26 protein-coding genes, 1 pseudogene and 1 riboswitch are annotated in these 25,538 nt (G+C 48.3%); of the genes and pseudogenes, 14 read left to right on the top strand and 13 right to left on the bottom strand.

The window, feature by feature from the left end:
• Positions 1 to 8: 8 nt before the first annotated feature.
• Together P0Y67_RS02140 and P0Y67_RS02135 are read right to left on the bottom strand one after the other, a co-directional pair.
• The gene (locus tag P0Y67_RS02140) at positions 9 to 2,405 is read right to left on the bottom strand and encodes a fatty acid cis/trans isomerase (RefSeq protein WP_342390547.1); all 2,397 of its coding nucleotides are present in this window, start codon (positions 2,403 to 2,405) and stop codon (positions 9 to 11) included.
• 164 nt (positions 2,406 to 2,569) lie between these two features.
• Positions 2,570 to 3,022, bottom strand: coding sequence for a DUF3069 domain-containing protein (locus tag P0Y67_RS02135; protein ID WP_027251114.1), 453 nt, complete (start codon positions 3,020 to 3,022; stop codon positions 2,570 to 2,572).
• A 266-nt stretch (positions 3,023 to 3,288) separates the two neighbouring features.
• On the opposite strand from P0Y67_RS02135, the gene P0Y67_RS02130 reads away from it, so the two are divergent.
• From P0Y67_RS02130 to P0Y67_RS02110, 5 genes are all read left to right on the top strand, one after another.
• Entirely contained in the window at positions 3,289 to 4,236 is a 948-nt protein-coding gene (locus P0Y67_RS02130; protein ID WP_342390546.1) for a diguanylate cyclase domain-containing protein, read from the top strand.
• Positions 4,237 to 4,386: 150 nt separating this feature from the next.
• Entirely contained in the window at positions 4,387 to 5,064 is a 678-nt protein-coding gene (locus P0Y67_RS02125) for a YceH family protein (protein ID WP_342390545.1), read from the top strand.
• Complete coding sequence (locus P0Y67_RS02120) at positions 5,057 to 5,371, top strand: GIY-YIG nuclease family protein (RefSeq protein ID WP_342390544.1); 315 nt, start codon at positions 5,057 to 5,059, stop codon at positions 5,369 to 5,371. The genes P0Y67_RS02125 and P0Y67_RS02120 overlap by 8 nt, the downstream gene beginning before the upstream one ends.
• 49 nt (positions 5,372 to 5,420) lie before the next feature.
• Positions 5,421 to 5,885 (top strand): hypothetical protein, encoded by a 465-nt coding sequence (locus P0Y67_RS02115; protein WP_342390543.1) that lies wholly within the window; start codon positions 5,421 to 5,423, stop codon positions 5,883 to 5,885.
• 35 nt (positions 5,886 to 5,920) lie between these two features.
• A complete protein-coding gene (locus tag P0Y67_RS02110; protein WP_342390542.1) occupies positions 5,921 to 6,466 on the top strand; it encodes a YaeQ family protein in 546 nt (181 codons plus the stop codon).
• Positions 6,467 to 6,617: 151 nt separating this feature from the next.
• Here the strand turns inward: P0Y67_RS02110 and P0Y67_RS02105 are convergent, their stop codons facing one another.
• A complete protein-coding gene (locus tag P0Y67_RS02105) occupies positions 6,618 to 7,232 on the bottom strand; it encodes a glutathione S-transferase (RefSeq protein WP_342390541.1) in 615 nt (204 codons plus the stop codon).
• A gap of 104 nt (positions 7,233 to 7,336) precedes the next feature.
• Here P0Y67_RS02105 and P0Y67_RS02100 point away from each other — a divergent pair, with 104 nt between their 5' ends.
• Positions 7,337 to 7,939 (top strand): TetR/AcrR family transcriptional regulator, encoded by a 603-nt coding sequence (locus P0Y67_RS02100; protein WP_342390540.1) that lies wholly within the window; start codon positions 7,337 to 7,339, stop codon positions 7,937 to 7,939.
• On the opposite strand, the gene P0Y67_RS02095 is transcribed toward P0Y67_RS02100, so the two are convergent.
• The 7 genes and pseudogenes from P0Y67_RS02095 to thiD form a co-directional block, all read right to left on the bottom strand.
• Positions 7,936 to 9,303 (bottom strand): TrkH family potassium uptake protein, encoded by a 1,368-nt coding sequence (locus P0Y67_RS02095; RefSeq protein ID WP_342390539.1) that lies wholly within the window; start codon positions 9,301 to 9,303, stop codon positions 7,936 to 7,938. The genes P0Y67_RS02100 and P0Y67_RS02095 overlap by 4 nt on opposite strands.
• A complete protein-coding gene (locus tag P0Y67_RS02090) occupies positions 9,300 to 9,962 on the bottom strand; it encodes a potassium channel family protein (RefSeq protein WP_342390538.1) in 663 nt (220 codons plus the stop codon). The genes P0Y67_RS02095 and P0Y67_RS02090 overlap by 4 nt, the downstream gene beginning before the upstream one ends.
• A gap of 177 nt (positions 9,963 to 10,139) precedes the next feature.
• Positions 10,140 to 10,802 (bottom strand): thiaminase II, encoded by a 663-nt coding sequence (tenA, locus tag P0Y67_RS02085; protein WP_342390537.1) that lies wholly within the window; start codon positions 10,800 to 10,802, stop codon positions 10,140 to 10,142.
• Between the two features lie 39 nt (positions 10,803 to 10,841).
• Positions 10,842 to 11,783: an ABC transporter substrate-binding protein gene (locus P0Y67_RS02080; protein ID WP_342390536.1), complete on the bottom strand. Its 942-nt coding sequence runs from the start codon at positions 11,781 to 11,783 to the stop codon at positions 10,842 to 10,844.
• Positions 11,784 to 11,811: 28 nt separating this feature from the next.
• Positions 11,812 to 12,561 (bottom strand): annotated as a pseudogene (locus P0Y67_RS02075) (ABC transporter permease); the annotation flags it as partial.
• 58 nt (positions 12,562 to 12,619) lie between these two features.
• The gene (locus P0Y67_RS02070) at positions 12,620 to 13,411 is read right to left on the bottom strand and encodes an ABC transporter ATP-binding protein (RefSeq protein WP_342390535.1); all 792 of its coding nucleotides are present in this window, start codon (positions 13,409 to 13,411) and stop codon (positions 12,620 to 12,622) included.
• Complete coding sequence (gene thiD / locus P0Y67_RS02065; RefSeq protein WP_342390534.1) at positions 13,408 to 14,292, bottom strand: bifunctional hydroxymethylpyrimidine kinase/phosphomethylpyrimidine kinase; 885 nt, start codon at positions 14,290 to 14,292, stop codon at positions 13,408 to 13,410. The genes P0Y67_RS02070 and thiD overlap by 4 nt, the downstream gene beginning before the upstream one ends.
• Before the next feature lie 99 nt (positions 14,293 to 14,391).
• A riboswitch (TPP riboswitch) is annotated at positions 14,392 to 14,489 on the bottom strand.
• A 192-nt stretch (positions 14,490 to 14,681) separates the two neighbouring features.
• Between thiD and P0Y67_RS02060 the strand changes: the two genes are divergently transcribed.
• The gene (locus P0Y67_RS02060; RefSeq protein ID WP_342390533.1) at positions 14,682 to 15,032 is read left to right on the top strand and encodes a VOC family protein; all 351 of its coding nucleotides are present in this window, start codon (positions 14,682 to 14,684) and stop codon (positions 15,030 to 15,032) included.
• A gap of 72 nt (positions 15,033 to 15,104) precedes the next feature.
• Here the strand turns inward: P0Y67_RS02060 and P0Y67_RS02055 are convergent, their stop codons facing one another.
• Entirely contained in the window at positions 15,105 to 17,693 is a 2,589-nt protein-coding gene (locus P0Y67_RS02055) for a family 20 glycosylhydrolase (RefSeq protein ID WP_342390532.1), read from the bottom strand.
• Between the two features lie 612 nt (positions 17,694 to 18,305).
• On the opposite strand from P0Y67_RS02055, the gene P0Y67_RS02050 reads away from it, so the two are divergent.
• Positions 18,306 to 18,794, top strand: a complete 489-nt coding sequence (locus P0Y67_RS02050) for a hypothetical protein (RefSeq protein WP_342390531.1) — start codon at positions 18,306 to 18,308, stop codon at positions 18,792 to 18,794.
• Between the two features lie 306 nt (positions 18,795 to 19,100).
• Here P0Y67_RS02050 and P0Y67_RS02045 read toward each other — a convergent pair whose 3' ends face one another.
• Positions 19,101 to 19,742: a hypothetical protein gene (locus P0Y67_RS02045; RefSeq protein ID WP_342390530.1), complete on the bottom strand. Its 642-nt coding sequence runs from the start codon at positions 19,740 to 19,742 to the stop codon at positions 19,101 to 19,103.
• A 239-nt stretch (positions 19,743 to 19,981) separates the two neighbouring features.
• The gene (locus P0Y67_RS02040) at positions 19,982 to 20,443 is read right to left on the bottom strand and encodes a hypothetical protein (RefSeq protein WP_342390529.1); all 462 of its coding nucleotides are present in this window, start codon (positions 20,441 to 20,443) and stop codon (positions 19,982 to 19,984) included.
• Between the two features lie 250 nt (positions 20,444 to 20,693).
• On the opposite strand from P0Y67_RS02040, the gene P0Y67_RS02035 reads away from it, so the two are divergent.
• The 6 genes from P0Y67_RS02035 to P0Y67_RS02010 are packed head-to-tail and all read left to right on the top strand — an operon-like array spanning position 20,694 to position 25,523.
• Positions 20,694 to 21,458: a DUF3450 domain-containing protein gene (locus P0Y67_RS02035; RefSeq protein ID WP_342390528.1), complete on the top strand. Its 765-nt coding sequence runs from the start codon at positions 20,694 to 20,696 to the stop codon at positions 21,456 to 21,458.
• Between the two features lies 1 nt (position 21,459).
• On the top strand, positions 21,460 to 22,794 hold the full coding sequence (locus tag P0Y67_RS02030; protein ID WP_342390527.1) for a MotA/TolQ/ExbB proton channel family protein: 1,335 nt from the start codon (positions 21,460 to 21,462) through the stop codon (positions 22,792 to 22,794).
• The gene (locus P0Y67_RS02025) at positions 22,794 to 23,342 is read left to right on the top strand and encodes a MotA/TolQ/ExbB proton channel family protein (RefSeq protein WP_342390526.1); all 549 of its coding nucleotides are present in this window, start codon (positions 22,794 to 22,796) and stop codon (positions 23,340 to 23,342) included. The genes P0Y67_RS02030 and P0Y67_RS02025 overlap by 1 nt, the downstream gene beginning before the upstream one ends.
• A complete protein-coding gene (locus P0Y67_RS02020; RefSeq protein WP_027251132.1) occupies positions 23,339 to 23,743 on the top strand; it encodes an ExbD/TolR family protein in 405 nt (134 codons plus the stop codon). Before P0Y67_RS02025 ends, P0Y67_RS02020 begins: the two co-directional genes overlap by 4 nt.
• A complete protein-coding gene (locus P0Y67_RS02015; RefSeq protein WP_342390525.1) occupies positions 23,743 to 24,363 on the top strand; it encodes an energy transducer TonB in 621 nt (206 codons plus the stop codon). Before P0Y67_RS02020 ends, P0Y67_RS02015 begins: the two co-directional genes overlap by 1 nt.
• Positions 24,363 to 25,523 carry a tetratricopeptide repeat protein gene (locus P0Y67_RS02010; protein WP_342390524.1) on the top strand — a complete coding sequence of 387 codons (1,161 nt, stop codon included), beginning with the start codon at positions 24,363 to 24,365 and terminating at the stop codon, positions 25,521 to 25,523. The genes P0Y67_RS02015 and P0Y67_RS02010 overlap by 1 nt, the downstream gene beginning before the upstream one ends.
• Positions 25,524 to 25,538: the final 15 nt, after the last annotated feature.

Genomic DNA, 25,538 nt, shown 5'->3' with positions numbered 1-25,538 from the left:
GTACGGAACTAGCGGTTTTCCAGGCGGTTGTAGTCCAGCAAGCCACTTTCAACTGGCCTGTTCTGGCGATTGATTTGATTTAACTTATCGCTGAATGCCCAGAAGGCGGGATCGGTACGACGAACGGCGACGTTATCCAACAGTGCCCGGTAATCCTCTTCACTGTAGATTCTCTTTGCCTGCGAAACAACATCCGGCAGATCGGCTTCTCTGATATGCCAGAAGGCGCTCGGATAACTACCCAGCAAGCCGTTGACCAGTGTCAGATTATCGTTTGACGGTAATCGGTTTTTCTCCTCGTCGAACAGGCTGGAAATGTTCTTGTGCGCGCTGTTACGCGCCAGGGTCAGCAACTGTGGTGGTGTATTTGGCGCTGTGGGCTCAATCATGATAAAGGTCAGTTCAGGAAACAGTGTGGCCTGGCGGCCTTGTATCCGCGCTAAAGCACGTAACTGATTGAGACTGGCTTTACTGAGTTGCACATTGTCCAGTGAGTAACGGGTGTTATTCTGATCGACCTCTTTGAGCTTGGATTGCAGTATTCCCAGCAGCTCGGCTTTGGGGTTTGATGTCGTATACTCAATGCCTGACGGCTGTGAGAAGTCGTTGATATCACCTTCCAGGTAATGCAACAGGCTCTGGTTCGAATCCTGATACCAGTGGGCAAGTTCCGTACGACGGGTCGCAGGAGGGAGGAGCGACAGGAAGTTTGACTCACCTTCCATACGCAGGAAATCCATATACATCCTGGTCAGTAACTGGTGACCAAAGTTGCCGTACACATCAAAGCCGGCAACGAGAAGATAGTGGATACGCTCAATCAATGAATAGTCAAGCACCCAAGCGGTTTTGGGTTGTTCACCCACTAAGCCTTTAACTACGGTTGCGCTGTCAAAATGGCGGAAAATAGTAAGGGCAGCGTTATCGTTAGTACCATCTCCATCCCAGATTAAATCGGTCGTCAGATGCTGGCCATTTTTGAAAGCATCATTGAGATAGGCATTTTTAGCCCTCAGAAATCGTCCTTGTTGTTTTGAGTATGTCACCCAATTATGCAGAGGCAGGGTGGTGCTGTTTTTTTCTGCCGGCAGGCGAAGATTATCGGCCTGGGTGGCATAAAAGGCTGCCACTTGCGGTGAGTCAGCGATATCCGGATCGACGAAGACAACCCAGAACCTGTCATTGATGACATTCAATGCCAATTGACCCCGACAGACAGGACCTTTGATGAACCCCATGATAGTGTGCTGAGCATTGTCGATCATGTACCGGTAACGGGCACCAACAGGTAGCTGCTCAAAGGCGAGTAAGGGGTTGGCAGCCAGCTCCGGGGTATAGCCGGGCAGGGCGCTCACTGTGTAGTTTGGGTCAATGAAGTGCGCTTTCAGGCGGGCCATGCGTTCGCCGGTCAGAGCAAATGGCATATGGGTTTTGTCTATAATGGTTTCCCGAACCGGCAGGATTCGATAATAAAGGCGCTTAACGCCAGGATCATCAAAGGGGCGACGGGTGGCAATGATATCTACCGGTTTTCCTGGTGCTGTGCGTGAACGTACAACCCTGAAAAATGGGGTGTGCTCAGATGACTGCTGTGCATCAGGAAAATAGAGATGCGAAACAAACCAGTGTTCATACAGATAGCGGGCGGTAAGCTGATGTTTGAAATCATCTGCATTGAGAAAAGCTTCCCACTCTGCTATTTGAGGTTTTACTTCCTGAGGTATTTCATATTGCGATGCCATCGGCGCACCGGCAGCAACCCAGTCCATCAGAATCTGGTTTTCATTATCTGCTAGCTTAGGCAGCCCGTACGGCATGCCCCATAGTGGATAACTCTGCTCGTAAGCCGACATTTCCTCAATGGTCGGACATTGCTCATTTCTGTCCAGAGAGAAATCCCAGTTGCCAGACAAAACCTGCTCATCAGGCAGAGGATGGTTTTGTTTCAACATTAACATTCTGGAGATAACACTGAGCTGTGTATTGGCTTCTGCACTTTGTACTCTTTCGTTGAGTACCGCAGTGAATCCTTTTCTGCGCCATTCTTCAGTGCTGTGGGCATCCACGAACATACGGGTTGTGTTAGCGGCAATCAGACGGGTGCCCTGATAGACTTTTTCTTTGTTTGCCCCTCTGTCTATGCCTTCTGCAGACGACATTTTTAACTGGCAGGGCGCATCGTAACAGGCATGGCAAACCACGCAGCGATTTTCCACCAAGGGTTTGACTTCATTGAGATACCGTTGAGCCAGGCTTGTTTCAGCGGGCAGAATTCTTTTCTGTGGCGCCGGCTTGCCATACATCTGGTCGAGATTAAACCCAGCATAAGTAGCACAACCGGATACGATCAACACCAGGAGGAGTAACAGCGGACGTCGTGTCAGTTTGGAAAAATGAACAGTCATATGAGATAAATATCTGCCATAAAAGCAATAAGTATAAGCAAAGAGTCGGTTATCTCAAGAACTCATATAAACAATGTTCGATTGAGCAGGCTGTCGAGATGGTGGTCAGGTTTGCACTTGCTGGGGGAACAGAGAAAAACAGGGAGCATAATGCCCCCTGGATGTTACTGATTGAAAATAGCTTGGAACTCTTTCTTCATTGGCGGATGACGGCGAGCCTGTTTCAATTGCTTGCACAGGTCTTTAACACAGCTGCGCAGCACTTTATCAAGAAGCACTGCTTTGTATTCACTTTGCTCTTCTTCGCTCATGTGATCCGGCAGTTGTGTTTCTTGCATTTCGGTCAGAAAATCAACACCGGCATAGCTTTGGCTTAATGCAACAAGCGCATGAAACTGTTCAAAGTTGTCTAAAATATTTTGCGCGCTGCCAGGCAGCTCATCCCACGCTTCACGTGATGTCGTCTCTGAGACTTTGTACACATTGATCAGCATGTTGAGCAGTTCGTCAGGCACTTTTTCGAATTCAACAACCTGGCGCAGTTCCGGCGAACAATCGTCCAGTGTGTATTCTGTGTTTTCAACCTGATCCAGGTCTTGTTTTTCAATCTCAGACATACAAATTCCTAAGCATGTAAAAAGTAAAGGAAGCGAATCCTAATGACATGGCACCAAAAGTCAATATAGATGACTTTTTCCTGTCGGATGCAGAGATACTGACTGAGGTATTTACAATGTGATATTCAGACCAAAACCGGCAAGCAGAGATGCGGAAATAAATTGAGAGGTTGTGACCGGTGTGGAGTAATGATAAATCACGTAGCCAACTCTGTGTGCTATAAATGGATCAAGCCAATGCTAAATAAATTCAATAGGATAACCTGATGGATGCAATGCGGATATTGCTGGTGGATGATGTTCAGGTCGAGCGCCTGCAATTGGCAATGCGGCTGCAGCGACTTGGCCATAGCGTCGAAGCCGTTGGGTCGGGTGCAGAAGCGATTGCGCGCTATCCTGCTTTTGAACCTGATCTGGTACTGATGGATATCAGCATGCCTGATATGGACGGTGTCGAGGTGGTCAGGCAGCTTCGTGTTCAACATACTGAATGGGTGCCGATTATCTTTTTGAGTGGTCATGAAGAACCTGAAATGATTGCAAAAGCGATTGATATGGGGGGAGATGATTACTTGGTGAAGCCAGTCGATAAAACCGTACTGGTATCGAAACTCAAAGCGATGCAACGTATTGCGAATATGCGCCATCAGCTGAAATCAGCTTCTGAACAACTCAGGCTGGCAAACGAGAAGCTGTCTGAACAGGTAAATGAAGACGGGCTGACTAAGATTGCGAATCGCCGCTACCTGGATCAGAAACTGGCAGAATTTATTGCGCTGCATGGCCGCAATAATCAAGCTCTGACCATGATTATGATTGATGTTGATCACTTCAAATCATACAACGACCATTATGGGCATTTAGAAGGCGACCGCTGTCTGCAGTTAGTTGCGAAAGCGCTTAAAGACAATTTTAGCCGGGCCGGCGAGCTGGTTGCCCGTTATGGCGGTGAAGAGTTTGTCGTTTTATTGAGCCATTGTGAACAGCGGCGAGCAGTGAAAGAATGCGAACGGCTGAAAAAATGTATAGAAAGTTTGGAAATCCCGCATCAGTACTCCCCGACAGCAAAGATAATCACTGTCAGCCAGGGGATGGCTTCCTGGACGCCAACCGGGTTGGAGTCGCCTGAATACGTTTATCAAATTGTTGATAAGGTTCTTTATCAGGCAAAAGAGCAGGGCCGAAATTGTTACATAGCAGCTGAATTTACCTGATCACGCAACGGCTAACGCATTGACGCTGGTCACCATCTGACCTGATGGCGACGTTTCCGCTTGTCGGATTATTTGACCATGCTAATCTCTCTTCACATCATGCCTGTCGGCATAGTTGCCAGATATTGATAAGAAGAAAGGATAAAAAGTATGGATATGTCCCTTACCCACATTGAAGCCCGAGTGATTGGCTGTCTGCTGGAAAAAGAAGTCACAACTCCGGATCAGTATCCATTAACCCTGAATGCTCTGACGACTGCCTGTAATCAAAAAAGTAACCGGGACCCTGTCATGTCGCTTGATGAAGCAGCGGTCATGGACACGCTTGAAAGTCTGAAATCGAAGCGATTAATTCAGGAAATCACAGGGTTTGGCAGCCGTGTGGCTAAGTACCAGCATCGATTTTGCAATACTGAATTCAGCACACTGCAGTTCTCTGAACAAGAAAAGGGCATTATCTGTGTGTTGCTGTTGAGAGGCCCGCAGACGGCAGGAGAAATTCGCACCCGCACTAATCGCTTATGCCACTTTGCTGATGTGAAGGAAGCTGAGAATGTGCTCACTGCACTGGCTGAAGGCGGTAAAGGGCCTTTCGTTCAGAGGCTGCCACGTGAAGCCGGTAAGCGCGATAGCCGGTACATGCACCTGTTCAGTGGTGATGATTTTGCGGGTGTCTCTTCTGATGTAACAGACAGCGTTAATCATGTGTCAGACAGTTCATACAGTGATGCCGTGGAAGACAGGCTGGCGTTGCTGGAAAGCGAAGTTGTCGCATTGAGAGAAGAAGTATCAGCACTGAAAGATAAAATCAGAGAGTTATGTGAATAAGCGTGATCCTGCACCAATCTGGTCTGTCTATTTAATACGTACACGCTGTAATCGCCTATATTGTGGAGTAACGACGGATGTTTTCCGTCGTTTATCCGAACACCAATCCGGTAAGAAAGGGGCGCGTTTCCTTAAAGGAAAAGGCCCCTTGACACTTGCCTGGTGCTCACGGGTTGGGGATAAACGCAATGCGATGCAGCTTGAATATAAAATAAAGCAATTGCCTAAATCGACGAAAGAGGCGCTGGCTGCTGAACAAATCGCCATTGCTGAGTTATTCCCCGACTACTTTGTTGGTGCGCTCTGATTAAGCGCGTGCCGAGATTATTGTCATTGCGTAGAAGTAGGGGATTTTCGTGAAATCATCATGGATTTATCATCGATTGCTGGGCGTCAGCCTGCTGACGGCAACCATTACTGCTCCTGCCCATGCGGCGGGTATCACAGCACATCCGGTACCTGGTCAGCCACTGGGCGAAAATGCACAACGTTTAATCAATTTGTACACGACTTTTATGTTAAAAGACGCAGTGTTGCAGGCATGTACCCGCAGCATGGAACAAACGCGAATGCAGGTTAATCATCAATACATTGAATATTCTCGCCTTGCCTTAGAATATATTCAGGCCGGGCGGTTAGTGGTGAAAAAGCAACTACCTAAAGTCGATTTGATCGCCTGGCAATCGAAACTGGCTAATTCACAAGAATATTATGTAAATGGGTTTAGTGAATTCTCTGATGAACGTGTAACATTGGAATGTCAACAGGTTGCCAATGCCCTTGAAGCGATGAATCAACGCTTTGCAGCATTGCGATACTGAATATTCCATTTTGATTTTTACTGAGAATCCCAAATATGGCTCTAAAAGCCACCATTTACAAAGCACATATCAATGTCGCCGATCTCGACCGGGGTCGTTATCTGGACGGTTCGCATACGCTGGCCTGTCATCCTTCAGAAACCCTGCAACGTTTAATGCTGCGCTTAGTGGCGTGGGGTTTACATGCCGACGAGTCATTGGCTTTTACTAAAGGCTTATGTGACACCGATGAACCCGATCTATGGCTAAAAAACCTGCATGACGGCATTGAGCTTTGGCTGGAACTCGGACTGCCTGATGAAAAAAGGCTTCGCCGTGCCTCGCAGAAAGCAGATCAGGTTGTCATTTACGCTTATGGTGATAATGCTGCCCCTATCTGGTGGCAGTCGATGAAATCTAAGGCGGCGCAATTAAAAAATGTCTCCGTGGTGTTCATTGATGATGCCGTACTCGAATGCCTGGAGGGTATGGTAGAGAGAAGCATGCAGCTTCAGCTGACCATCGAAGGTGAGCACTGCTGGCTGTCGAGCGAAACAGCCAACTGTACAATCGTGCCGCAATGGTGGCAGCGCGGGGAATAAACCTGCTGACGAGCAATGAGTGGCACGCCACTCATTGCTTGGTATACGATCAGATACGATCTTACACCTCGATTTCAACTCTTCCCGAGCGATACTGAACTTGTGACTGTCAGTCGGGCAGGGGGGCAGAAAGCCCAGTGATAAGTGTTTTTTATTGCTGACTCACAGAAGGTCTCTGACTCATTGTTTGGAACCAAGCCTGTATGTGAGGTAAGGAGTCATCCAAGGTTATATCTAAATTTTTCATGAAGTTGCACATAACAAATGCGGTTATGTCAGCAACGGTGAATGTCTCTCCGGCGACAAACGCCGACTCAGATAGCCGTTTATCCAGCACAGGCAGAAATGCGATTAACCGCTGACGTGATACCTCTCCCCATGATTCCACACAGTTTTCTCTGTCTTTGTAGACGCCGGTAATATTTCTGAAAGCTTGCATGGCAACGAATAAGCCTTTGAATTCCACAATTCTTTGCCACATCTCCACTTGCGCTTTTTCCAGCGGGGTATTGCCAAACAAGGAGCGTTCGCTGGGATGAGTCTCATCGAAGTACCGGCAAATGGCGATAGACTCGCTAATCGTGGTGCCGTCATCGAGTTCAAGAACAGGTATCAGTCCATTCTGGCTCTTAGCCTGAAATGCGTCCGACAAGTTTTCACCGCCGCGAATATCGATTGAAATCCGTTCAACTTCAATGCCCATTTCCGCAAGGAAAATACTGACACGGCGAGCACTTGGCGATGGGGCTAGTTCATAGATTTTCATGGTTTTCTCTTTAACGGAATGATCAGTTAGAATAAAATCTAAGTTATTGAAGTGCTTTACGTCAAGTGTGACAGTACAAAAATAGCACCCTGAGAGATAAGAATATGGCTAGGACCAAAAATTTTGATAGAGAAGAAAAGCTGATTCAGGCAATGGAGCTTTTTTGGCTGAAAGGCTATGCGGATACATCTGTGTCAGATTTGGTTGAGTGTCTGGGCATTAACCGGTTCAGTCTCTACAACACATATACAGATAAAGCGAGCTTATTCAGCGAAGCCTTAGATTATTACCTGAAGAAAGTGTCATTTCCTCCTCTTCATAAACTGCTGCATGAAAATGCAGGGTATGAGGACATAGTGGCTTATCTGAAGCGGTTTGCGTCATTGCAGCGCGAGCAGACTTGCGGTTGCTTTATGCAAAATGCCTTACTCGAACGTGCGCACTGCGATGAGACTGTATTGGCGTCGGGCGGAGTCTTGTTCAATACACTGGCCGGGCGGTTTCAGACTGCTATTCAAAACGCGCAGGAACAGGGCGAATGGAGCATGAGCACAGATGCGAAGCAATTCAGCCATTTTCTGGTGATGCAAATGCAGGGTATCCGTGTATTGGGTAAAGCCCGACAGTACGAATTGGTTGATAACGGCGTCAGTGTGCTGCTTGGTCTGCTGGCTTTGCAGAATCAGGCGGGTAACAAATACCATTAACCCGCATAGACGTTATCTTCCGGGTATTTCAGTTGTGTTGTTGTCGGTCTTGCAAGCAGATAAGCCAGCGTAAGCGGACCGATACGGCCAGTTATCATCACGACAACCATGATGACCTTTCCCGGTTCCGACAGTGATCCGCTCAGTCCTGCGCTTAACCCTGCGGTTGAGAAAGCAGAAATTGTTTCAAACATTACCCGATCAAAGGAAGCCTTCTCAGTCAGCATTAGTAAAAACATGGCAAGTATGAGTATTAAGCCGCTGACAACAATAATCGCCAGGCATTTGAGCACCGTGCTCCAGGCGATTGTTCGTTTAAACAGCACAACATTGTTCTGCTGACGCAGAAAGGTGATTGTCGCCAGAATAGCCACGACGAAAGTGGATACTTTGATCCCCCCGCCGGTTGATGTCGACCCGGCGCCAATCAACATCAAGGCCATCATGACCAAAAGTGCTGGTTGTGAAAAATGCGAGATGTCCACAGAGTTAAAGCCGGCTGTCCTGGCAGTCGCTGACTGGAAGAATGCATTCATCCACTGCAAGCCGGTTGGTAGGTGACCAAGCGTGGCGGGATTATTCTTTTCAAGTACCCAAAACAGCAAAGTACCGGACAAAAGCAGGGCCGGGGTCGCAACCAGCATGAGTTTAGAATGCAAACGCAGTTTGTGGTGTCGTGTTTTTGACCACTTAAACAAGTCAGCAACCACAGTGAAACCCAGACCGCCGCAGATAAACAGCACAGAGATAGTCATCAGAAGCAGGGTATCGTCCTGATACCTTGTCATACTGTCAGAAAACAGTGAAAAGCCGGCATTGTTAAACGCAGAGATGGCGTGAAATACCGCAGTAAAAAGTCCTTCGGACCAACCAAATTCAGGCACCCATCTGATAGCCAGAATGAGGGTTCCTACCGTTTCAGCAACTAACGTAAACAGCATGATGAGGATGACCAGACGACGAATATTGATCGAGCTCTCTTGCCCTAAAGCACCTTTAGTAACAGCTTGCTGTTTGAGACTGAGCCGCGCGCCAAACAGGTAAAGCAGCACGGCTGATAAGGTCATCTGTCCCAGCCCTCCGATCTGCATCAGAATCATCAGCAGCACTTTTCCACTGTGCGTAAAATGCGTACCGGTATCGACCACGCCTAACCCTGTGACACTGATGGCTGACGTTGCGGTAAACAGCGCATCGACAAAACTTAATCCTGTCTGAGAAAAGAGGGGCAAGGTCAGCAATACCGAAGCAGGTAACAGGATAGAAAGAAAGCTGACAATGATTATTTTCGGTTCAGACCAAGGTGATTGCTTATGCGGTGTTTTAAGGTGAAAAATTCCGCCTTTGCCAACGAAACCTTTCATATGCGTTTAAACAATTCGCTGAGTTCTGATTCCGGACCAGCGATGATCAGAATATCGCCGATTTCCATTCTGGTGTCTTTTTCTGGCTGAGGGCGAAGTTCTGGTCCGCGTTTTAATGCTAAAAGGTGAGTGTGTTGTCCCTGGCAGCAGGGGTGGGAAGAAAGCGGGTTACCCATCATAGTGGTTAGCACCACAACTTCGGCAATGGCCAGTCCGCTGCCCAATTCGAGATAATGGAAAATACGGGTATCAAGCATTATACGGGCAATGCGTTGCCCCATTTCTGTTTCCGGCATAACGACACGATCTGCGCCAATTTTATGCAGTATTTTTGCGTGATACCTGTCTTTTGCTTTGACCCAAACCTGCTTAACGCCAGATTCTTTCAGAATCAGGGTGGTCAGAATACTGGCGTTAACGTTATCGCCAATAGCCACCATGGCGATATCGTAATCATCCAGCTTGAGCTCAGACACTGTATCTTCATTAGAGCAATCAGCGACGATAGCTTGAGTGACATGCTCAGCGGCTTTACGCACGAGATCTTCATTAATGTCGATAGCCAGAACCTCAGCACCTTGCTGATTGAGTTCAAGGCAAAGTGCCATACCAAAGCGGCCTAACCCGATGACGGCGACTTGCTTACTTTCTGCTGCCATGCTGCTGCCCTGCAAATAGTGTGTTTACGGAAACAAAGCATGTATACAAGATAGGCCAGATCTGTGAATCCAGCCGTCTTGTAATCTGAATTTAAAAGAGAAATTGTCGCGAAACCGAATATCCTTCACACGTGGTCATGAAAAAGGGATCAATACCAATCCCTTCCACAAACCAAATTAAGCCGCGTCCAGCCCCTGTTGCCAGAAAGCAATTTCCATCCGGGTAGCCGTTCGGAAAATGTTGATGAGCTGCCGGCCTCGTAGACTTGACAGTGATACTGGCTCAAGCAGCTCGTTCAGGTGCCGGATACTGGTTTGTACATCTTGCTGGAAGCTGTCGCCGCCATATAACTGAATCCAGCTGGCGTAAGGGTTGTCCTGAATACGGGTGTCTGGCGCTTGAATCAGCCTTTCACCGATCATGGCATAACCGATCGCGCATGGGGCCAGCGCAGTAAATAGATCAGTAAGATCACCGGCCATACCTGTGTCTAATACATACCGCGTATAGGCCACGGTTCCGACATCTTCAGCCTCGGCTTCCATGTCCGATTCAGTTAACCCCCACTGCTGGCAATAGGTCACATGGTGATGCATTTCACTGCCGATAAGCGCCTGTAAACTGGGCAGCGGACGGCGCATTTCTTCCAGTGTGGTTGCTTTATAAATGGCAAGGGCATAAGCGCGGGCATAATGTTTCAGGAACAGGAAGTCCTGTTTCAAATAATGCAGATAGGCCGCCGAATCTAACGACCCTTGTGCCAGTTGTGCCACGAAGTGGTGGTGAGTGTATGCTTGCCAGTCATCCTGGCAGGCTTGAATTAAATCTTGATATGTCATCTGTTATTCCATCCCTGTCAACGTTGGGTAAAGGCTGAATCAAAAGGTGGGCACAAAGTCTTTTGCTGCCGGTGCATTGTCGATAATCTTGTGTTTATACATAAACGCGGAGAACTGGTTGTAGCGTTCCTGATCCACGGCAGCAGGGCGGAGGGCAAAGCGAGGTAACGTATCGCGCCAGGCCAGTTTGTTTAATTCGTTATTCAGTGTGTCGGGAGAATAGGAAATGAAAGTTTGCCAGGCTTTATCCGGGTGATTGATGAGATATTGTGTGGCTTTCTCTATGGCGAGATTAAACTTTTTCAGATCTTCTGCGTTGTACTGGTTTTTATTGGCAACCACCACCAGCTCGTCGTAGGGAGGCACGCCATGTTCTTCCGGGAAGAATGATTTTGCTTTATATCCTTCCAGCGCCAGCTGGTTAGATTCAAAATTGCGTAATCCGCCCCATATGGCGTCAACTTTACCGGAGGCGAGTGATGAGGAAAGCGCCCATCCGACGTTAACGATCTTAACGTCAGTGAAGCTGACGCCTGCTGTTTTCAGCATAGTGCCGACGGTTGCCTCTTCATTGCCGGCAATGGCGATACCAATCGTTTTCCCCTTCAAATCAGCCATGGTATTGATCTTGTTATTATCAAGCACCATCAGGGTGTTCAGCGGCGTTGCGATTAAAGTCGACGCCCTGATCAGCGGCAGCCCTGCAGCCACATCAATCGTCAGACTGGTTTGGTAAGATATCGCCAAATCCACTTTTCCTGCCGCCACCAGTTTGGCTGGCATGGAAGGGTCTGCGGGCTCCTGAATCTTAATGTTTAAACCTTGCTCTTCAAACAAGCCGTTTTTTTGCGCAATAATGATAGGGCCGTGATTCGGGTTGACAAACCAGTCCAGCATTAAGGTCATGTCTTTTGCCTGAGCCTGGCTGGCAAAACTGGCAATGGCAAGCGCAATTGCACTTCGGGCAGGTAAGTAGGTCATTAATTTTTTTCCTTGTCTAATACGAAATTTATTGTGACTGGCCATTCTCTGGCAGCCAGGGGATAGCGCGTTTAAGCAGGTAATCTGTCGCAAAATACAGCGACACAGAGAGCCCGGCTAAAATCAGCAAGGCGGCAAACATTTCATCGATCATCATGCGGGCGTTGGCTTGCAGCATCAGGTAGCCGAGCCCTTCGCTGGCGCCAACCCATTCACCGACAACAGCGCCAATGGGGGCGACAACAACGGCAACCCGTATACCCGAAGCCAGGGCAGGCAGAGCCGCCGGCAGCCTGATATGCCATAACATTTGCCATGTTGTGGCATTCATAGTCTTTGCGAGATCTAAATAGCCCTGGGGCGTGTGCCGCAAACCGTCATAGCAGCAAGTGGTGACCGGAAAGAAAATAATAATGGCCGCCATCACCACTTTGGATGCAATGCCATAGCCCAGCCAGAGCATAAGAATAGGGGCGATGGCAAAAACGGGAACGGCCTGACTGGCGATCAGCAGAGGTAGCAGCCAGCGTTTAACCGGATTAAAAAGCAGCATCAATAGCGCGCAGATAAGACCAATGCCAAGGCCGAAGGCTAACCCCAGGACAATTTCGCTGATAGTGACACTGGCATGGCTGAGCAGGACATCATGGCGCTGAATTAATTTGCGAAATACGGCGAGCGGCTCTGGAAGAATAAAGCCGGGAAGCTGAAACAGGCTGACAATACCCTGCCAGAAACCGATCAGAAACACCGAGCTGATCGCCAGACGACTCAGGGAATGATGAAAAAAGGGGCGGAAATTCATTGTTGTGACAGCAGGTTTTTCTGCGAGTTCTTTAGACATAGTGCTCACCCAGACCGGAAAGTTGCTCGATAATGGCCTGTTGTTTTACAGCCAGCTCTGCATTGATGGTTCTCGGCGGTGTGCCTTCGGGAACGGACAAGCGCGCTAACCGGCCCGGTTTGCCTTGCATTAAAAAGAGGTGATGACCCAGCCTTAGTGCTTCCTGAGGATCATGAGTAATAAGCAGTACAGTACGCTGAGCCAGCAATTCAGCGGCGAGATCCTGGAGTTTATATCTTGTCACGGCGTCCAGGGCGGAAAACGGTTCATCCATTAAAACCAGCGGTTTGTCCTGAATTAAGGTACGCACAAGCGCGACGCGCTGTCGCATTCCTCCGGACAGTTGTGATGGACGGGCGTGCAATTTTTCACCTAACCCGACCTGTTGGAGAAGCTGAATGGCACGTTCCTGCACGGCTTCACTGGCTTTACCTTGTTTGAGCCTGAAACTGAAACAGACATTGTCCAGTACATTTAACCAGGGCAGCAGCAGATCCTGTTGCGCCATATAGGCGACGCGATCACTCATACCCCGGGCATCCGACGTAGACAGCTCACCCTGCCATGCCACATCTTTCGGTAACAGATCGGCGAGAAGCCGCAACAGAGTGGTTTTACCGCAGCCACTCCGCCCAAGAATGCAATGCCATTCTCCGGCCTGAAGTGTTAAATCCAGCTGACTGAATAAAGGGGCAGCTTGACCTGAAAAGGACAATGTCAGCTGTTTTACGCTGACACCTAAACAATGAGGCTGAGTGTCGGGCGAGGGCTTCACTGTATTCATCGTTTATTCCTTGACGGATGAAGTGCGTAGAAGTGATGGACTGGCCCGTGTCCCTGACCAATGCGGAGCTGATCGGCATGGCACAGTGCTTGGGTTAGGTACTCTTTACCTTTATGGACAGCCTCAGAGAGGGGGCAGCCTTGTGCTAGGTAGGAGGCGATCGCGGCGGATAAAGTGCACCCTGTTCCATGGGTGTTTCGGGTGGCGATGCGCTTGGCAGAAATAGTGATGGTGTCACTGTTTGTGATCAGATAATCGGTACTGAATGTGTCCTGTTCCCAGTGTCCGCCTTTGAGCAATACAGCATTGCTGCTGATGGTTTTGAGTTGCTCGATAAGCCATTCTTTATTGGTATGCTGCAGGGCTGATGGATCGATATGCCGGCCAGTGGAGCGGGTGAGTGTGACAGCTTCTGGCAGGTTGGGGGTTATCAGAGTGGCTAAAGGGATCAGTTCATTTTTGAGGGTACTGATCGCGTCTTCTTCCAGTAAAAGATCCCCGCTGGTGGCTACCATGACAGGATCCAGAACGATAAATTCAGGCTGGTACTGGCGAAGTTTCTTTGCGACGGCCTGGATGATGCCAGCATCGCTCAGCATACCTATTTTGACGGCCCGGATGTCGAGATCACTGAAAACGGCATCCAATTGCTGTTCAACGAATGCCGGGCTGACAGGAAAGATGCCGGATACACCCAGTGTATTTTGCGCCGTCAGTGCAGTAATAACGGAGCAGGCATAGCCACCTGTTGCGGAAATCGCTTTAATGTCTGCCTGAATGCCCGCACCGCCGCCGCTGTCTGAACCGGCAATGGTCAGTGTAATCGGAGTACGAGCAGGGCTATCTGACTGAGAAGGTTTGGTTATTGTGGACGTGTTCATCGGCATCCCTTGCTATCAAAATCATCGCTTGATTACGCAGGGGTGACGAACAGTCGCCGGATTACACTTCGGAGCATCCTGGTCAGGATGAGAAGGTGACAGGCAATTCTGCTAGTTCCCTACGCCAGTATTAACTGGATCAGGTTCAACGGGTCCCACAGTGTGGTCTCAGCCTTACGGCTCCCCGACTAACGTATCTCTAAATCTGATGCGATGTGCTGAAGCTTGACACTTAAGCACTTTTTCGCGCTGGCCATTCTAACCTTGTTGTTTCTCAGAAAGCAAAAGAATTACACCAATTTGATGACTGACAAGTTGACAGATGCAAACTCAGCTAAGATTTCGTTGTAGATTATGTATGTTGAATCAGCCATTAAGGAGCAGAGCCAGTGAAAAAGCACCATCAAATCAACTATGTTGAATTTCCCGCCAGTCATATACCCAAGACCAAGGCATTTTTTGAGCGCGTTTTTGGCTGGTCATTCATGGATTATGGTGATGAATATGCCGCATTTTCAGAACAGGGGCTGGATGGAGGATTTTATGCCGCGCCGTTGTCTTCTCAGGTTGAGAAAGGCAGCGCGCTGATTGTGATTTACAGCGACAATTTAGAAGCCACCGAACAGGCGGTGATCGCCGCGGGCGGGGTGATTGTGAAGCCGATTTTTTCATTTCCGGGCGGCAGACGTTTTCACTTCACTGAGCCAAGCGGTAATGAACTGGCGGTATGGTCGGAATAAGATTAGGGTCAGAGCGTCAGCATTAAATGAAACAGAGCTCCCGCAGGAGCTCTGTAAGTCGGTTGTATGGTCTTAGTTAACCGTTGTTACCCGGCTGGTTCGCTGACCTGAAACGGTTCTCAGCTGGACACCTGCCGCGACAGCGGGTGGGTTGAGATGGTCGTACGACTGCCAGCTCGTGCCCTGATCCGTTGAGTACTCAATAGTCAGGCCAGGGAAAGTCGAATTGGCTTGAAGTACACCATTCTCAATAACACCGCCTGGAACCGGCAGGTTAAACGCGATACCGGCTTGCTCCAGTTTGGGCAGCACTTTCTGACCCAGCAGATTGGCGAACTGGTTGTAATCGGCGTTACGTCCGGTTTCATCCAGCGCAATGCCTGCGTTGTCATTGGCTTCCCATGTTGCAGTGTGCCAGGCACGTTCAGCCAGACCCAGTACGCGAGGGAAGATCATCCCTTCAAACTGGTCTTCGGTACGGACTGTTTCGGCCCAGAGCGATCCCTGAAGGCCCAGAACATTCTCCGGTTTGAGCAGCTTTTTCACGCCAGCTAATGCGACCACTTCTGCTTTGGTAATCGGTGCACCGGCACGGGTGAAGTCAGCATTGGCGAAGACGTCGTCTGGCATGAAACCAAAGGTTTTACGGGTGTCGGTAAAACGTGGCGCCCAGTAGTAGCCACGCTCGTTTGGATCGGGCTCATACGGGTGGTCAAAGTACAGGTGGCTCGCATGGTTATAGACGACTTTATAGTCGTTATTGGCCAGATTATATGCCCTATCTGCAACGCCCCATTCCCAGATATTTTGCCATGCGTTGCCCCACAGCTGGTTGTTTGCCATTTGTGAGCGTGGGTAAACCTGACCATCGTGCATCAGCCCGTCTTCCCAGCCAGCCATATCCAGACCATAGTTGGCAGTTATCACAGAAATACGTTCGACAAAGTAACGGCTCAGATCCGATACGCTGTTGACACCATCAGTATTATTGGCAATGAAATCCAGACAGGCCAGGGAGTTAATCCATGCACCTGCAATTTCGTCACCGCCGAAGTGGAACGTTTTGAGTGGCTGAACGCCCTGATGCAGGTTGACGAGGCCGCTAACCACTGCATCAACAAAGTTATAAGACGATTCCATACACACATTGATGGCGTTGTCTGTGAACATCTGAACCGACAGATACTGAGTGGTATCGTTAAAATCGGTCAGGAGGTATTTGTTCGCTTCTGCCATGTTCCCCTGAGCCGCGTAGTGATCATAGCGGGCTTCCATCGCCTTGATTGCGGCGTGTGCATGGCCGGGAATGTCGATCTCAGGCACGACTTCAATATTGAGGGCAGCGGCATGGCTAAGAATGTCCTGATAGTCCGTGGCAGTGTAATAGCCGTTGGATTCAGGTGAACCATCCGGGCCTGCACCCAGGAAAGGTAAAATACAGGCTTTCTCTTCCGGATCATGGCAGCGTGTTGCGCCAACATCTGTCAGTTCAGGCAGACCTGGAATTTCTATGCGCCAGCCTTCGTCGTCAGCCAGACGCAGATGGAGTTTGTTTAGCTTGAATGCGGCCATTTGATCAAGCAGCTGGATAATCGCATCTTTAGTTCGGAAATTTCGGACGGCATCGACGGAAAAACCACGGTAAGCAAAGCGGGGTGCATCGGTGATCTGCACCTCAGGGACTTTATTACCCTCGACTAATTGCAATAAAGACTGGGAAGCATACAGTGCGCCTGCTGCATCCGCTGCCCCTATGGTGATGATCTCGTTAGCGGCGTCGACGTTAAGGCTGTAAGCCTCTTCCCATTTTTGTACGCTATTGATGTTGACCTGGCTCCAGCCCATATTGATACGTTTTTGCGTTGTGGGCGACCAGGGCACAGCGGTTACACCTAACTGATTGGCCAGGAACATGGCCTGATCTTCGTAACCATTGCCGTAGACGATAACCCAGGTTGAATCCAGTGTGACATCACCGGCGCCGAGCGTCATTTCGGCTGGAGTAGGAATAACACCGCTGGCATTGTTGATGACATTGAGATCAGCATTACGCTGGTATCTGTCTTGTGCGGTAAAAGGATCGTAGAAGTCGGTTATGGCAGCACTGCCATAACGTTTCCATTGCTGTGGCGTTGAAAAATCAGCCACGAATGGGAGTTCTTCTGATGGCTTGGTAGGTACCAGACCATTCACACGGTTACTGGTACTGGTGATCAGCGACGTGATGGTCTGACCCTGATCTTCAGACACAAAATACCAGTTCGGCATCACGTCCGTTTTTGCTACCTGCCAGTTTGCAGCGTCAAACTCAATGGCAAGCGACTGTCCAGGAGCCAGAGGGACAAAGTTTGCGGTTGGCTCGATCTTGAACATATCACCATTGACATGGCTGATTTTCACCTGGTCGGTTAAGACACTTTCAACCATACGGATATGGCTGAAGTAAATTGACCAACCCGTCGCTGGTAATGTTTTACTGCTTTGGTTTGTGAAATCGATTTTAGCGCGGAAAGTGACCCAGTCATCCTGAGTGTTATCCAAAACGGTGTAAGTCACATCCAACCCCTGACCAAGCTGGTCCAGGTCTGCAGCAGGAATAGCCATCGCAGGTGCAGCAAAGACAGCTGACAATGCAAGTGCTAATACTGACGTTTTTATCATCTTAGGTTCCTTTTTTTGATGAGCGAAATAAACAATTTCAGCCTAACCATAAGATCTGACTGATAAAAATATCAATAGTAGTTAATTCAAAAAAATATAGTAAAACTGGCAGTGATGCCTAACAAAGCATACTTATTGTGCATAAAATGAACAATTGTTCGTGATGGAGATTGTAATTTAAGCGAAGCGGGAAACATTGACTGTTTCGGCAGGGCATTTCTGGCAGTGGAGATGACAGTGTGATTAGTGGTTATTGCGCGCTATAAAATATTGAACACTCTTATCAAGCCGATGAGAGATGCATTCAGCAAAGTTATCATTCCGACATATGAAGTGGGGCAAATTTTCTGCAAAATCATAGTGGTATTCGGGGATGTTTAACGGTTTTAATGCTTAACAAACTGTGTTGCATGTTCATTTCATCATGGCACTAGCAACATGCGGTTAATAAAAGCGACAACTTACAGGTAACATTTAAATCCATTCAGGTAACAAATCAGTCGCCTTGTAAAAATGGCAGCCAGCTATCAGTTTCGCGATTACAAGTGGATTTCCGCTCATCTGTAGAAGATACTCTCCCGGCAACAACCTGATACGACAAAGGATAATAAAATGACAAGAGCAGCAGTACTTTTATGCTCATTACTGGCCCTGGCTGGTTGTGATGAAGAGACAATTGAAAATTTGGTTGAGGGTAAGGTCGAAGTTTTTACGATTCATAGTGCCAGCACGACAAACCTGACCGGTGTGCCTGATGGTTACCACACATGGGCAGAGCTGCAAGATCTCAATGTAGATTTACCTGCGAATGCACCTTTTGGCACTCGTGATGATCTGGTCAATGCTGTTGGAGATGTGACTGACTCCGGTTGTGCAAAAATTCCGGAAACATCGGGAGTCTGTTTTAAAGAAGGCGATACATCCAGCTGCCTTCCCACTGAACTTACAGAGATTGGCCTGAAGACGTATAAAATTGATTTAAGCAGTATTGAAGATGCAATCAATGCCGGTTTCTACCCAACAGCGGTGCAGTATCTTGATCAATTTGGTCTGAACTCGAATTTGAGCATTGAAGATGCAGAATGCTCAGCAATTGAATAAACCTAATTGCGGATAATGAACACGAAGGCCAGACACGACGTCTGGCCTTTTTGTACCAGTTTGGTTTGAAAGGATGCACTGTAAATACTTGATGTTTAAATTTCGAGTCGTTATCCACAAAAGCTGTGCATAACTCTGTGGGAAATGGCCAGACCCCAGAACCTGTATCGTCTTGGCCAATGTCAAGCATTCAATGTGGGATTTTTGTGGTAATTTTTTGTCCTGTACATGAGCAAGATTTTACAAGTAATCCATTGTATTTAAAGAAAATAATTATTTTAAAGGGAAAGAGGTCGCAAGTAAGGCTCAGCTTTCAGGCCCGGACAGCGGTTGCAATTTTAACAGCTGAGAATGGCTTACTTTTAAAGTTGCAGTGTTGAAATGTTTTCCGGAGAGTTCGGGGTGACGCTCGTAAAAAAAGTTACGGTCTCTTTCTATCGCATAGCTATGTGTCAGATAACCCCTTCCGTTGGGATAATTAGTGTTCCAGAGTGAGCTTCTGGACACTTTACTGCTGGCAATAAACTCACCCAGGTAAGTGACTTCACCTGGCTGGATAGAAAACGTTAAGTCCAGCCGTTTATCGGTTTGGGTGTGGACAGTTTTTCGGCCGTCAGTGCCAATAAAGGTAATGGTATGAAGCAGATAGTCTCCTGACGGCAATGGCACAGAAAACAAAGAGCTTGCCGTAGTAGGGCTGCGAAAATCACTGGAATCATTGCTGTTAGACACAGTGATATCTTGCTCTGTGTCGGCTCGACTAAAATACAGTGTTGTTTTTAAGTTTTCACCTGTAGACGGCCAGATAGTCGATGCGCCAATGCTACCCACTAAAAAACCGGTATCCGGTGGTTCGGTAGATTGTAAGTTTTCAGGAATAGATACCAGTACGCCCTTGCTACATCCAGCCAGGGACAAACCGATCAGACTGTAAACCAAAGGCTTCATGCTTTATTCCTTCCTATTAATCGTTAACAGTTGATAAATATCTAAAAACTAGCCTATACGCAGATGCAGGCAAGCTGAGCCGCAAAGCACATTTATGCCACACAACGCACAAAATCTCATGGGTTAACGTTAAAAAGTCAGGTGAATAATAAAACTTTGAGCATTAGCTCAAAGTTTTATTGAATATTCACTGAACAGGGAAAGGAGAGATCGGCACCAGAGCAGGCCAACTCGTCATATTATTTGGCAGCGATAACGTTTTTGAACTTGCTTGCTTTACTGAAGAGATAGTCAACATCTGGCGGAAAGTCTTTATTAGACTTTGCGTGGTTCATCATGTCGAAGACAGTAAACTCTGTGAGTATCGCAAACTGATAGGAAGTGAAGTCGCCATTTGCCTGTAACGTCGGGTCGTAATACACATCCCCTGAACGAATGATCGCATGATCGACGATCGGATCTTCACAGCGAAATCCAAGCACGTAGCGCTCTCCCTTGCCATAAATGACATTCATGTAAGAGTTATAGAAACATTCGTTTTCTTGGGTTGTGCAAGTTTCTAATAACTCTGGGGTCATCGCTGAAACCGTCACGATTCTGATCCCTTCCGGGCGGAAGCCTAAGTCAGACAGTTGTTGTTGAATCGATTCAATGGAGAGATTGGACACTTTACTTTCCGAATAACTGATAATCCGGCGCATTATATCTTCCCCGTTTCTTCAGGTCACTGTCTTCGATTCGTATTGTCCTTAATGCGTGATTCGGCCTGATCTGAGCCGTGCTGCTATGGGATTAGCGGAAGCAAAATTTCCGGATTTTATAGTTTAAATGAGATTTGTTTTCAACTAAGATGTGTGACCAGTCACTCAGCTTAATGAGTAATTGACTAGTTATGGGAAGTTGGCTCAATGGCTTGCTTTTTGAACAGATGCTTAAGGTAACTGCTCCAAGATGAACATGATGAAATCCAGTCTGACCGTGATTGCACTCGGTCTGAGCATAAATGCGGGGGCCAATACACTTGATGCGGCCCGCAATATTGAGAGCAAAATCAATCAGTCTGCCGAACAAAGCCAGAATAAGATTGATAAAAGTGCAGATACAACGCTGTCAATGAAGGCTGAAATTGAAGCCCTTCAGGAAGAAGTGAAAAACCTCGTTGTCTATCGGGATCATCTGGCTCGCCTGGTTGATAGTCAGGAATCAGAAAAAAGCAGCTTAAGTGAACAGATTTCAGGCATCAAAGAAACTCGCCAGGGTGTGGTGCCATTGATGTATAAGATGATAGATGGCCTGAAATCCGTGGTAGAAGATGATAAGCCAATCAAACGTGATCAACGGTTGGCACGGATTGCCAAACTGGAGTTCATGATGGCTCAGGCCGATATCAGTGATGCCGAAAAGTATCGCCGCATTCTGGAGGCTTACCAGATTGAAATGGACTACGGTACTAAGCTGGGTGTCTATCAGGGTAAATTGGCCCTGAGTGCCACAGAAAATATTGAAGCCGATCTGCTGTATCTCGGGCGTGTGGCTTTCGTGGCGCGAAGCCTTGACGGTCAGCGCTACTGGGCCTGGAATGACGGTGCGCATCAATGGCAATCATTAGAGCCTCAGGCTGGTACTGAGCTGGATAAAGCCTTTGCAATGGCGTCGAAACAAATCGCCCCCGGTCTGATTTCTCTTCCTGTGTCTGTCAATCTGGAGGCTAACTGATATGAAGTTTAAAACGTTAGCACTCGCACTTACCCTGGTTTCAGTATCGACTTCCGTTCTGGCTGTTGATGGCCTGGTGGAAAAGACCCGGCAGGATCAAAAATCCGAGCAAGCCCACAATCAAGCCCGCGAAGCCGGGTTTAAGCAAACAGAAGCAGAGATACGTGCACAAAAAGATGCGCTGTTGGCAAAGCGTGAATCGCTGAATACAGAGATCGATAACCTGAGCAGTACTTTTAGTACAAATGAAAAATCGCTGGCTCAACTGGAAGAAGAGTTAAGGCTTGAGTCTGGCAGCTTGGGCGAATTGTTTGGCGTAGTACGCCAGACCGCAAAAGACTTGCAGGCGGAGCTGGAAACGTCAGTCACCAGCGCTGATCGTCATCAGTATACCGCTGTTGTGAACGATATCGTTGATGCTAAGGCATTACCTTCGCTTAAGCAGCTGAACGGGCTGTGGCAGGGGATGAACGAGCAAATCACGGCCAGCTCGGAAATGCGAAAAGTGTCTGTCTCTTATATTAACGGAGAAGGGTATCAATCCACTGTCGATGCTTACCGTCTTGGCAGCATTGGTTTGATTGGCGAGCAGGGGTATCTGGCCTGGAATGGTCTTCGCCAAGTGGCAACACCGTATTTGAAGCAGCCAGAAAATGGTCCGGTAGCCAGTCAGATAGCATCGTTGCAGCAAGCAGGTTTGCAAATGGCTGTTGTTGACCCGTCTCGCGGCAAAATGCTGGAGCAGTTGGCGCATGCGCCCTCCCTGGCAGAACGTCTGTCCCAAGGCGGGGTGGTGGGTAAAATTATTCTTGGACTGCTGGCGATCGGCGGCATCATCGCCTTGTACCGCGGCTGCAAATTGATCTGGATCCGCCAACAAATTAATGCCCAGCTGAAGAAACCGGAAAACCCAGGCAATAATCCACTTGGTCGTGTTCTGAGTGTTTACGACACCGATCAAAAACGCTCTGTTGAAGCGTTGGAATTGCGACTGCTGGAAACCATTGTTGATGAACAGCAAGGGCTGGAACGTGGTTTATCCATGCTGAAACTTCTCGCGGCGCTGGCCCCTATGCTGGGCCTGCTGGGAACAGTAACCGGTATGATTGAAACCTTCCAGGTGATTACTCAGTTTGGTAATGGCGATCCTAAAGTGATGGCGGGAGGGATATCCATGGCACTGGTGACAACCGTATTGGGCCTGATATCAGCAATGCCTTTGCTGCTTGCACATAATCTGCTGAGCGCGCAGGCAGATGCGATCCGCAGCATTCTTGAGAAGCAGGGGATCAGTCTTGTCGCAGCAGAAGCTGAGAAAACGGGAAGCACTGCGTAATGGATCTGACACTGTTCGGTAGCGAATTTGCCGAAACCTGGTGGATCTCCCTGCAGCAGTTCATGCAACAGGGAGGACAGATACTGTGGTGGCTGGCCGTTGTGGTGTTGTTCTCCTGGTTGCTGGTCGCTGAACGCCTGCTGTATCTGGCGTTCACCTATCCCAAGCAAAAGCAGCAGTGGCTGGCAATGTGGTACGCCAGAGAAGATCAAACCTCCTGGTATGCCCATGCCATACGGGCCGGCTGGCTCAGTGAAGCGCATCTTGCCTTATCTCAGAATCTGAATGTGATTAAAGTCCTGGTGGCAATTTGTCCGATGCTGGGACTGCTGGGAACAGTGACCGGCATGATTTCAGTATTTGATGTGATGGCCAACCAGGGCAGCAGTCAGCCAAAACTGATGGCTTCGGGTATCTCGCTCGCTACCTTGCCAACAATGGCGGGTATGGTTGCCGCACTGGCAGGCATGTTTATTCATGCTCGTCTTGCAAAAGCGTGCAAGATGCGTGAACAAAAACTAGAAAAATTGATGAGGAGTCAACGATGAGGTTAAGTCGCCCATCTGTCGCTCGGGAAGAAGCTCAGATTGATCTGACTTCTATGCTGGATATCGTGTTTATCATGTTGATTTTTTTCATCGTGACCAGCTCTTTTGTTCGTGAGTCCGGCGTTGAAGTGAATCGTCCCCAAGCCAGTAATGTGGTCAGTCAGAAAGATGCCGGCATCTTTGTGGCGATCACTTCGGCAAATGATGTGTATATCGATAAGCGTGTTGTTGATGTTGAACGCGTACAGGCAACACTGGAAACCTTGCTGCTGGATCAGCCTGATGCCTCTCTGGTTATTCAGGCTGATGAGCACGCTTACAGCGGTACTGTGGTAAAAGTTATGGATGCAGCCAAAGGTGCCGGAGTCAAAAATATTGCCTTGGCGGCGGAGAAACGCTGATGTTCAGGCTCATAGTAGCCGCTCCGTTAGCACTGCTGATTACGGGGGGCTTGTTTACTTTTATGGCCTGGATGGTTGATGACGGCAACCGTCAGTTACCGGAAGCAAAAGAATCGCTGGCGTTTAATATGGTGATGGTTGAGCAGGAACGTGAAGCGCAGCGTCGGCAACGCACAGTGCCTGAGAAACCGGAAACACCTGAGCCGCCACCGCAGGCCATGCCGAAAAGCGCCCAGGCAAGTGCTGTGATGCCTTTGGTTTCACCGACTATGCCGTCAATTGCTATGGATGCTTCCGTGAAAGGCCTGGCAATCAGCTTGCCGGCCGTTTCAGATGTGGGAAGGGATCAGCAGGCCATGCCGCTCTATCGCGTTGAGCCCAAATATCCTGCCCGGGCCTTAAAAAGAAGCATTGAAGGATATGTGGTGCTGTCGTTTACGATTGACCCGCAAGGCAGGCCAACGGATATCAAGATTGTTGATGCGCAGCCTAATCGTGTATTTGACCGTGAAGCGATACGTGCTTTAAAGAATTGGAAATACCAACCAAAGATTGAAGGTGGTAAAGCGCTATCCCAGCATGGTCAGCAAGTAAAAGTGGAATTTAATCTGAGTAAGTGATGAAAACATTAGCTTTTATAGTGGCGATCCTGTTTGCGCCTGTCGCGCTGTCGGCACAACTGTCTCAGTACACCGCCGGGAAAGTGCAGCAGGCACAGAAACTTCAATTGGAAGACAAAGTCAGTGCAGCCATTGTCTTGCTCACGGAGATGGATATTTCCCGTGCCTATGATAAAGCGTTTGTTAACCGTATGCTGGGTGTGTATTACTGGCAGGACGGCAAGCCGGCTTTATCTATTCAGCGGTTGACTCAGGCCATTGAAAGCGGGCAGCTTGATGACGAGTATCTGAGATCCACACAACGTATGCTGGCCGATATATTGTTATCCCAGGCGCAATATCAAAAAGCACTGAACTACTATTATCCACTCAGTAAATCGATTCCCGCAACGGAAAAAGCCGATGAGCTCTGGCTGAGAATCGCCCAGGCCAATTATCAGCTTGAAGAATGGCGCTCGGTGCTGTCAGCCATTCAGCAGTATGAGCGTGTTCATAAACAAAAAGAAGTGCAGCCTTTATCACTAAAGCTGGGTGCTCAGTTACAGCTGCAGCAGTATAAGTCAGCGCTTCCGACCTTAAGCAGCCTTATTACGCTGGAGCCGCAAAAAGTCATGTGGTGGCGACAGCTGGCGGGCATTGAAATGCGGTTGGAGAGAAGAAAACAGGCGATTGAAACGTTAGCGCTGGCAAAGCGCCAGGGCGTTGCTTTATCTCAGCAGGATCTGAAAACCCTGGGCCAGCTTTACGCCCAGGAGGGAATTCCTGAGAAAGCCGCTCGCGTTTTTGCTTCATTGGAAAACAGCGACAATAATCTTGATTTATTGATCTCTCAGGCAACCTACTGGCAAATGGCGAAAGAGTGGGATCAGGCGATAGAAACGTGGCGAAAAGCCGTTGAGTTAGATACTCAGTATCGCTGGCAGCTTTCTACGCTTTTATTACAGGAAGGTCATTATCAACTTGCGCTCAATGAACTGGATAAACTACAGATAAAAAATAAGCAAGCGGATATTGAGCTGGCTAAAGTGCGTGCTTATTACAAATTACAAAACCTTGAACAGGCGATTGTGCATGCAAAGAAAGCAGATAATTTACAATCGTCAAAAGCGTCACAAAGTTGGATAAAGTATCTGAATCAATTGCGTGATATGGACAGTTAAGTGCCAGACATGACA

The sequence above is a fragment of the Photobacterium sp. SP02 genome (assembly GCF_038519165.1).
GTDB classification, from domain to species: domain Bacteria; phylum Pseudomonadota; class Gammaproteobacteria; order Enterobacterales; family Vibrionaceae; genus Photobacterium; species Photobacterium halotolerans.
Note: the sequence above shows the minus strand (reverse complement) of the source record. Positions and strands in the feature narration are given on the sequence as shown.

Bases quoted from the DNA above. Each gene is read 5' to 3' on its own strand.
- P0Y67_RS02100 (WP_342390540.1), top strand. From the start codon at position 7,337: ATGGCTAGGACCAAAAATTTTGATAGAGAAGAAAAGCTGATTCAGGCA.
- P0Y67_RS02055 (WP_342390532.1), bottom strand. From the start codon at position 17,693: ATGATAAAAACGTCAGTATTAGCACTTGCATTGTCAGCTGTCTTTGCT.
- P0Y67_RS02025 (WP_342390526.1), top strand. From the start codon at position 22,794: ATGGATCTGACACTGTTCGGTAGCGAATTTGCCGAAACCTGGTGGATC.
- P0Y67_RS02050 (WP_342390531.1), top strand. From the start codon at position 18,306: ATGACAAGAGCAGCAGTACTTTTATGCTCATTACTGGCCCTGGCTGGT.
- P0Y67_RS02080 (WP_342390536.1), bottom strand. From the start codon at position 11,783: ATGACCTACTTACCTGCCCGAAGTGCAATTGCGCTTGCCATTGCCAGT.
- tenA (WP_342390537.1), bottom strand. From the start codon at position 10,802: ATGACATATCAAGATTTAATTCAAGCCTGCCAGGATGACTGGCAAGCA.
- P0Y67_RS02130 (WP_342390546.1), top strand. From the start codon at position 3,289: ATGGATGCAATGCGGATATTGCTGGTGGATGATGTTCAGGTCGAGCGC.
- P0Y67_RS02020 (WP_027251132.1), top strand. From the start codon at position 23,339: ATGAGGTTAAGTCGCCCATCTGTCGCTCGGGAAGAAGCTCAGATTGAT.
- P0Y67_RS02040 (WP_342390529.1), bottom strand. From the start codon at position 20,443: ATGCGCCGGATTATCAGTTATTCGGAAAGTAAAGTGTCCAATCTCTCC.
- P0Y67_RS02090 (WP_342390538.1), bottom strand. From the start codon at position 9,962: ATGGCAGCAGAAAGTAAGCAAGTCGCCGTCATCGGGTTAGGCCGCTTT.
- P0Y67_RS02015 (WP_342390525.1), top strand. From the start codon at position 23,743: ATGTTCAGGCTCATAGTAGCCGCTCCGTTAGCACTGCTGATTACGGGG.
- P0Y67_RS02105 (WP_342390541.1), bottom strand. From the start codon at position 7,232: ATGAAAATCTATGAACTAGCCCCATCGCCAAGTGCTCGCCGTGTCAGT.
- P0Y67_RS02045 (WP_342390530.1), bottom strand. From the start codon at position 19,742: ATGAAGCCTTTGGTTTACAGTCTGATCGGTTTGTCCCTGGCTGGATGT.
- P0Y67_RS02135 (WP_027251114.1), bottom strand. From the start codon at position 3,022: ATGTCTGAGATTGAAAAACAAGACCTGGATCAGGTTGAAAACACAGAA.
- P0Y67_RS02030 (WP_342390527.1), top strand. From the start codon at position 21,460: ATGAAGTTTAAAACGTTAGCACTCGCACTTACCCTGGTTTCAGTATCG.
- P0Y67_RS02110 (WP_342390542.1), top strand. From the start codon at position 5,921: ATGGCTCTAAAAGCCACCATTTACAAAGCACATATCAATGTCGCCGAT.
- P0Y67_RS02010 (WP_342390524.1), top strand. From the start codon at position 24,363: ATGAAAACATTAGCTTTTATAGTGGCGATCCTGTTTGCGCCTGTCGCG.
- thiD (WP_342390534.1), bottom strand. From the start codon at position 14,292: ATGAACACGTCCACAATAACCAAACCTTCTCAGTCAGATAGCCCTGCT.
- P0Y67_RS02125 (WP_342390545.1), top strand. From the start codon at position 4,387: ATGGATATGTCCCTTACCCACATTGAAGCCCGAGTGATTGGCTGTCTG.
- P0Y67_RS02035 (WP_342390528.1), top strand. From the start codon at position 20,694: ATGAACATGATGAAATCCAGTCTGACCGTGATTGCACTCGGTCTGAGC.
- P0Y67_RS02095 (WP_342390539.1), bottom strand. From the start codon at position 9,303: ATGAAAGGTTTCGTTGGCAAAGGCGGAATTTTTCACCTTAAAACACCG.
- P0Y67_RS02140 (WP_342390547.1), bottom strand. From the start codon at position 2,405: ATGACTGTTCATTTTTCCAAACTGACACGACGTCCGCTGTTACTCCTC.
- P0Y67_RS02070 (WP_342390535.1), bottom strand. From the start codon at position 13,411: ATGAATACAGTGAAGCCCTCGCCCGACACTCAGCCTCATTGTTTAGGT.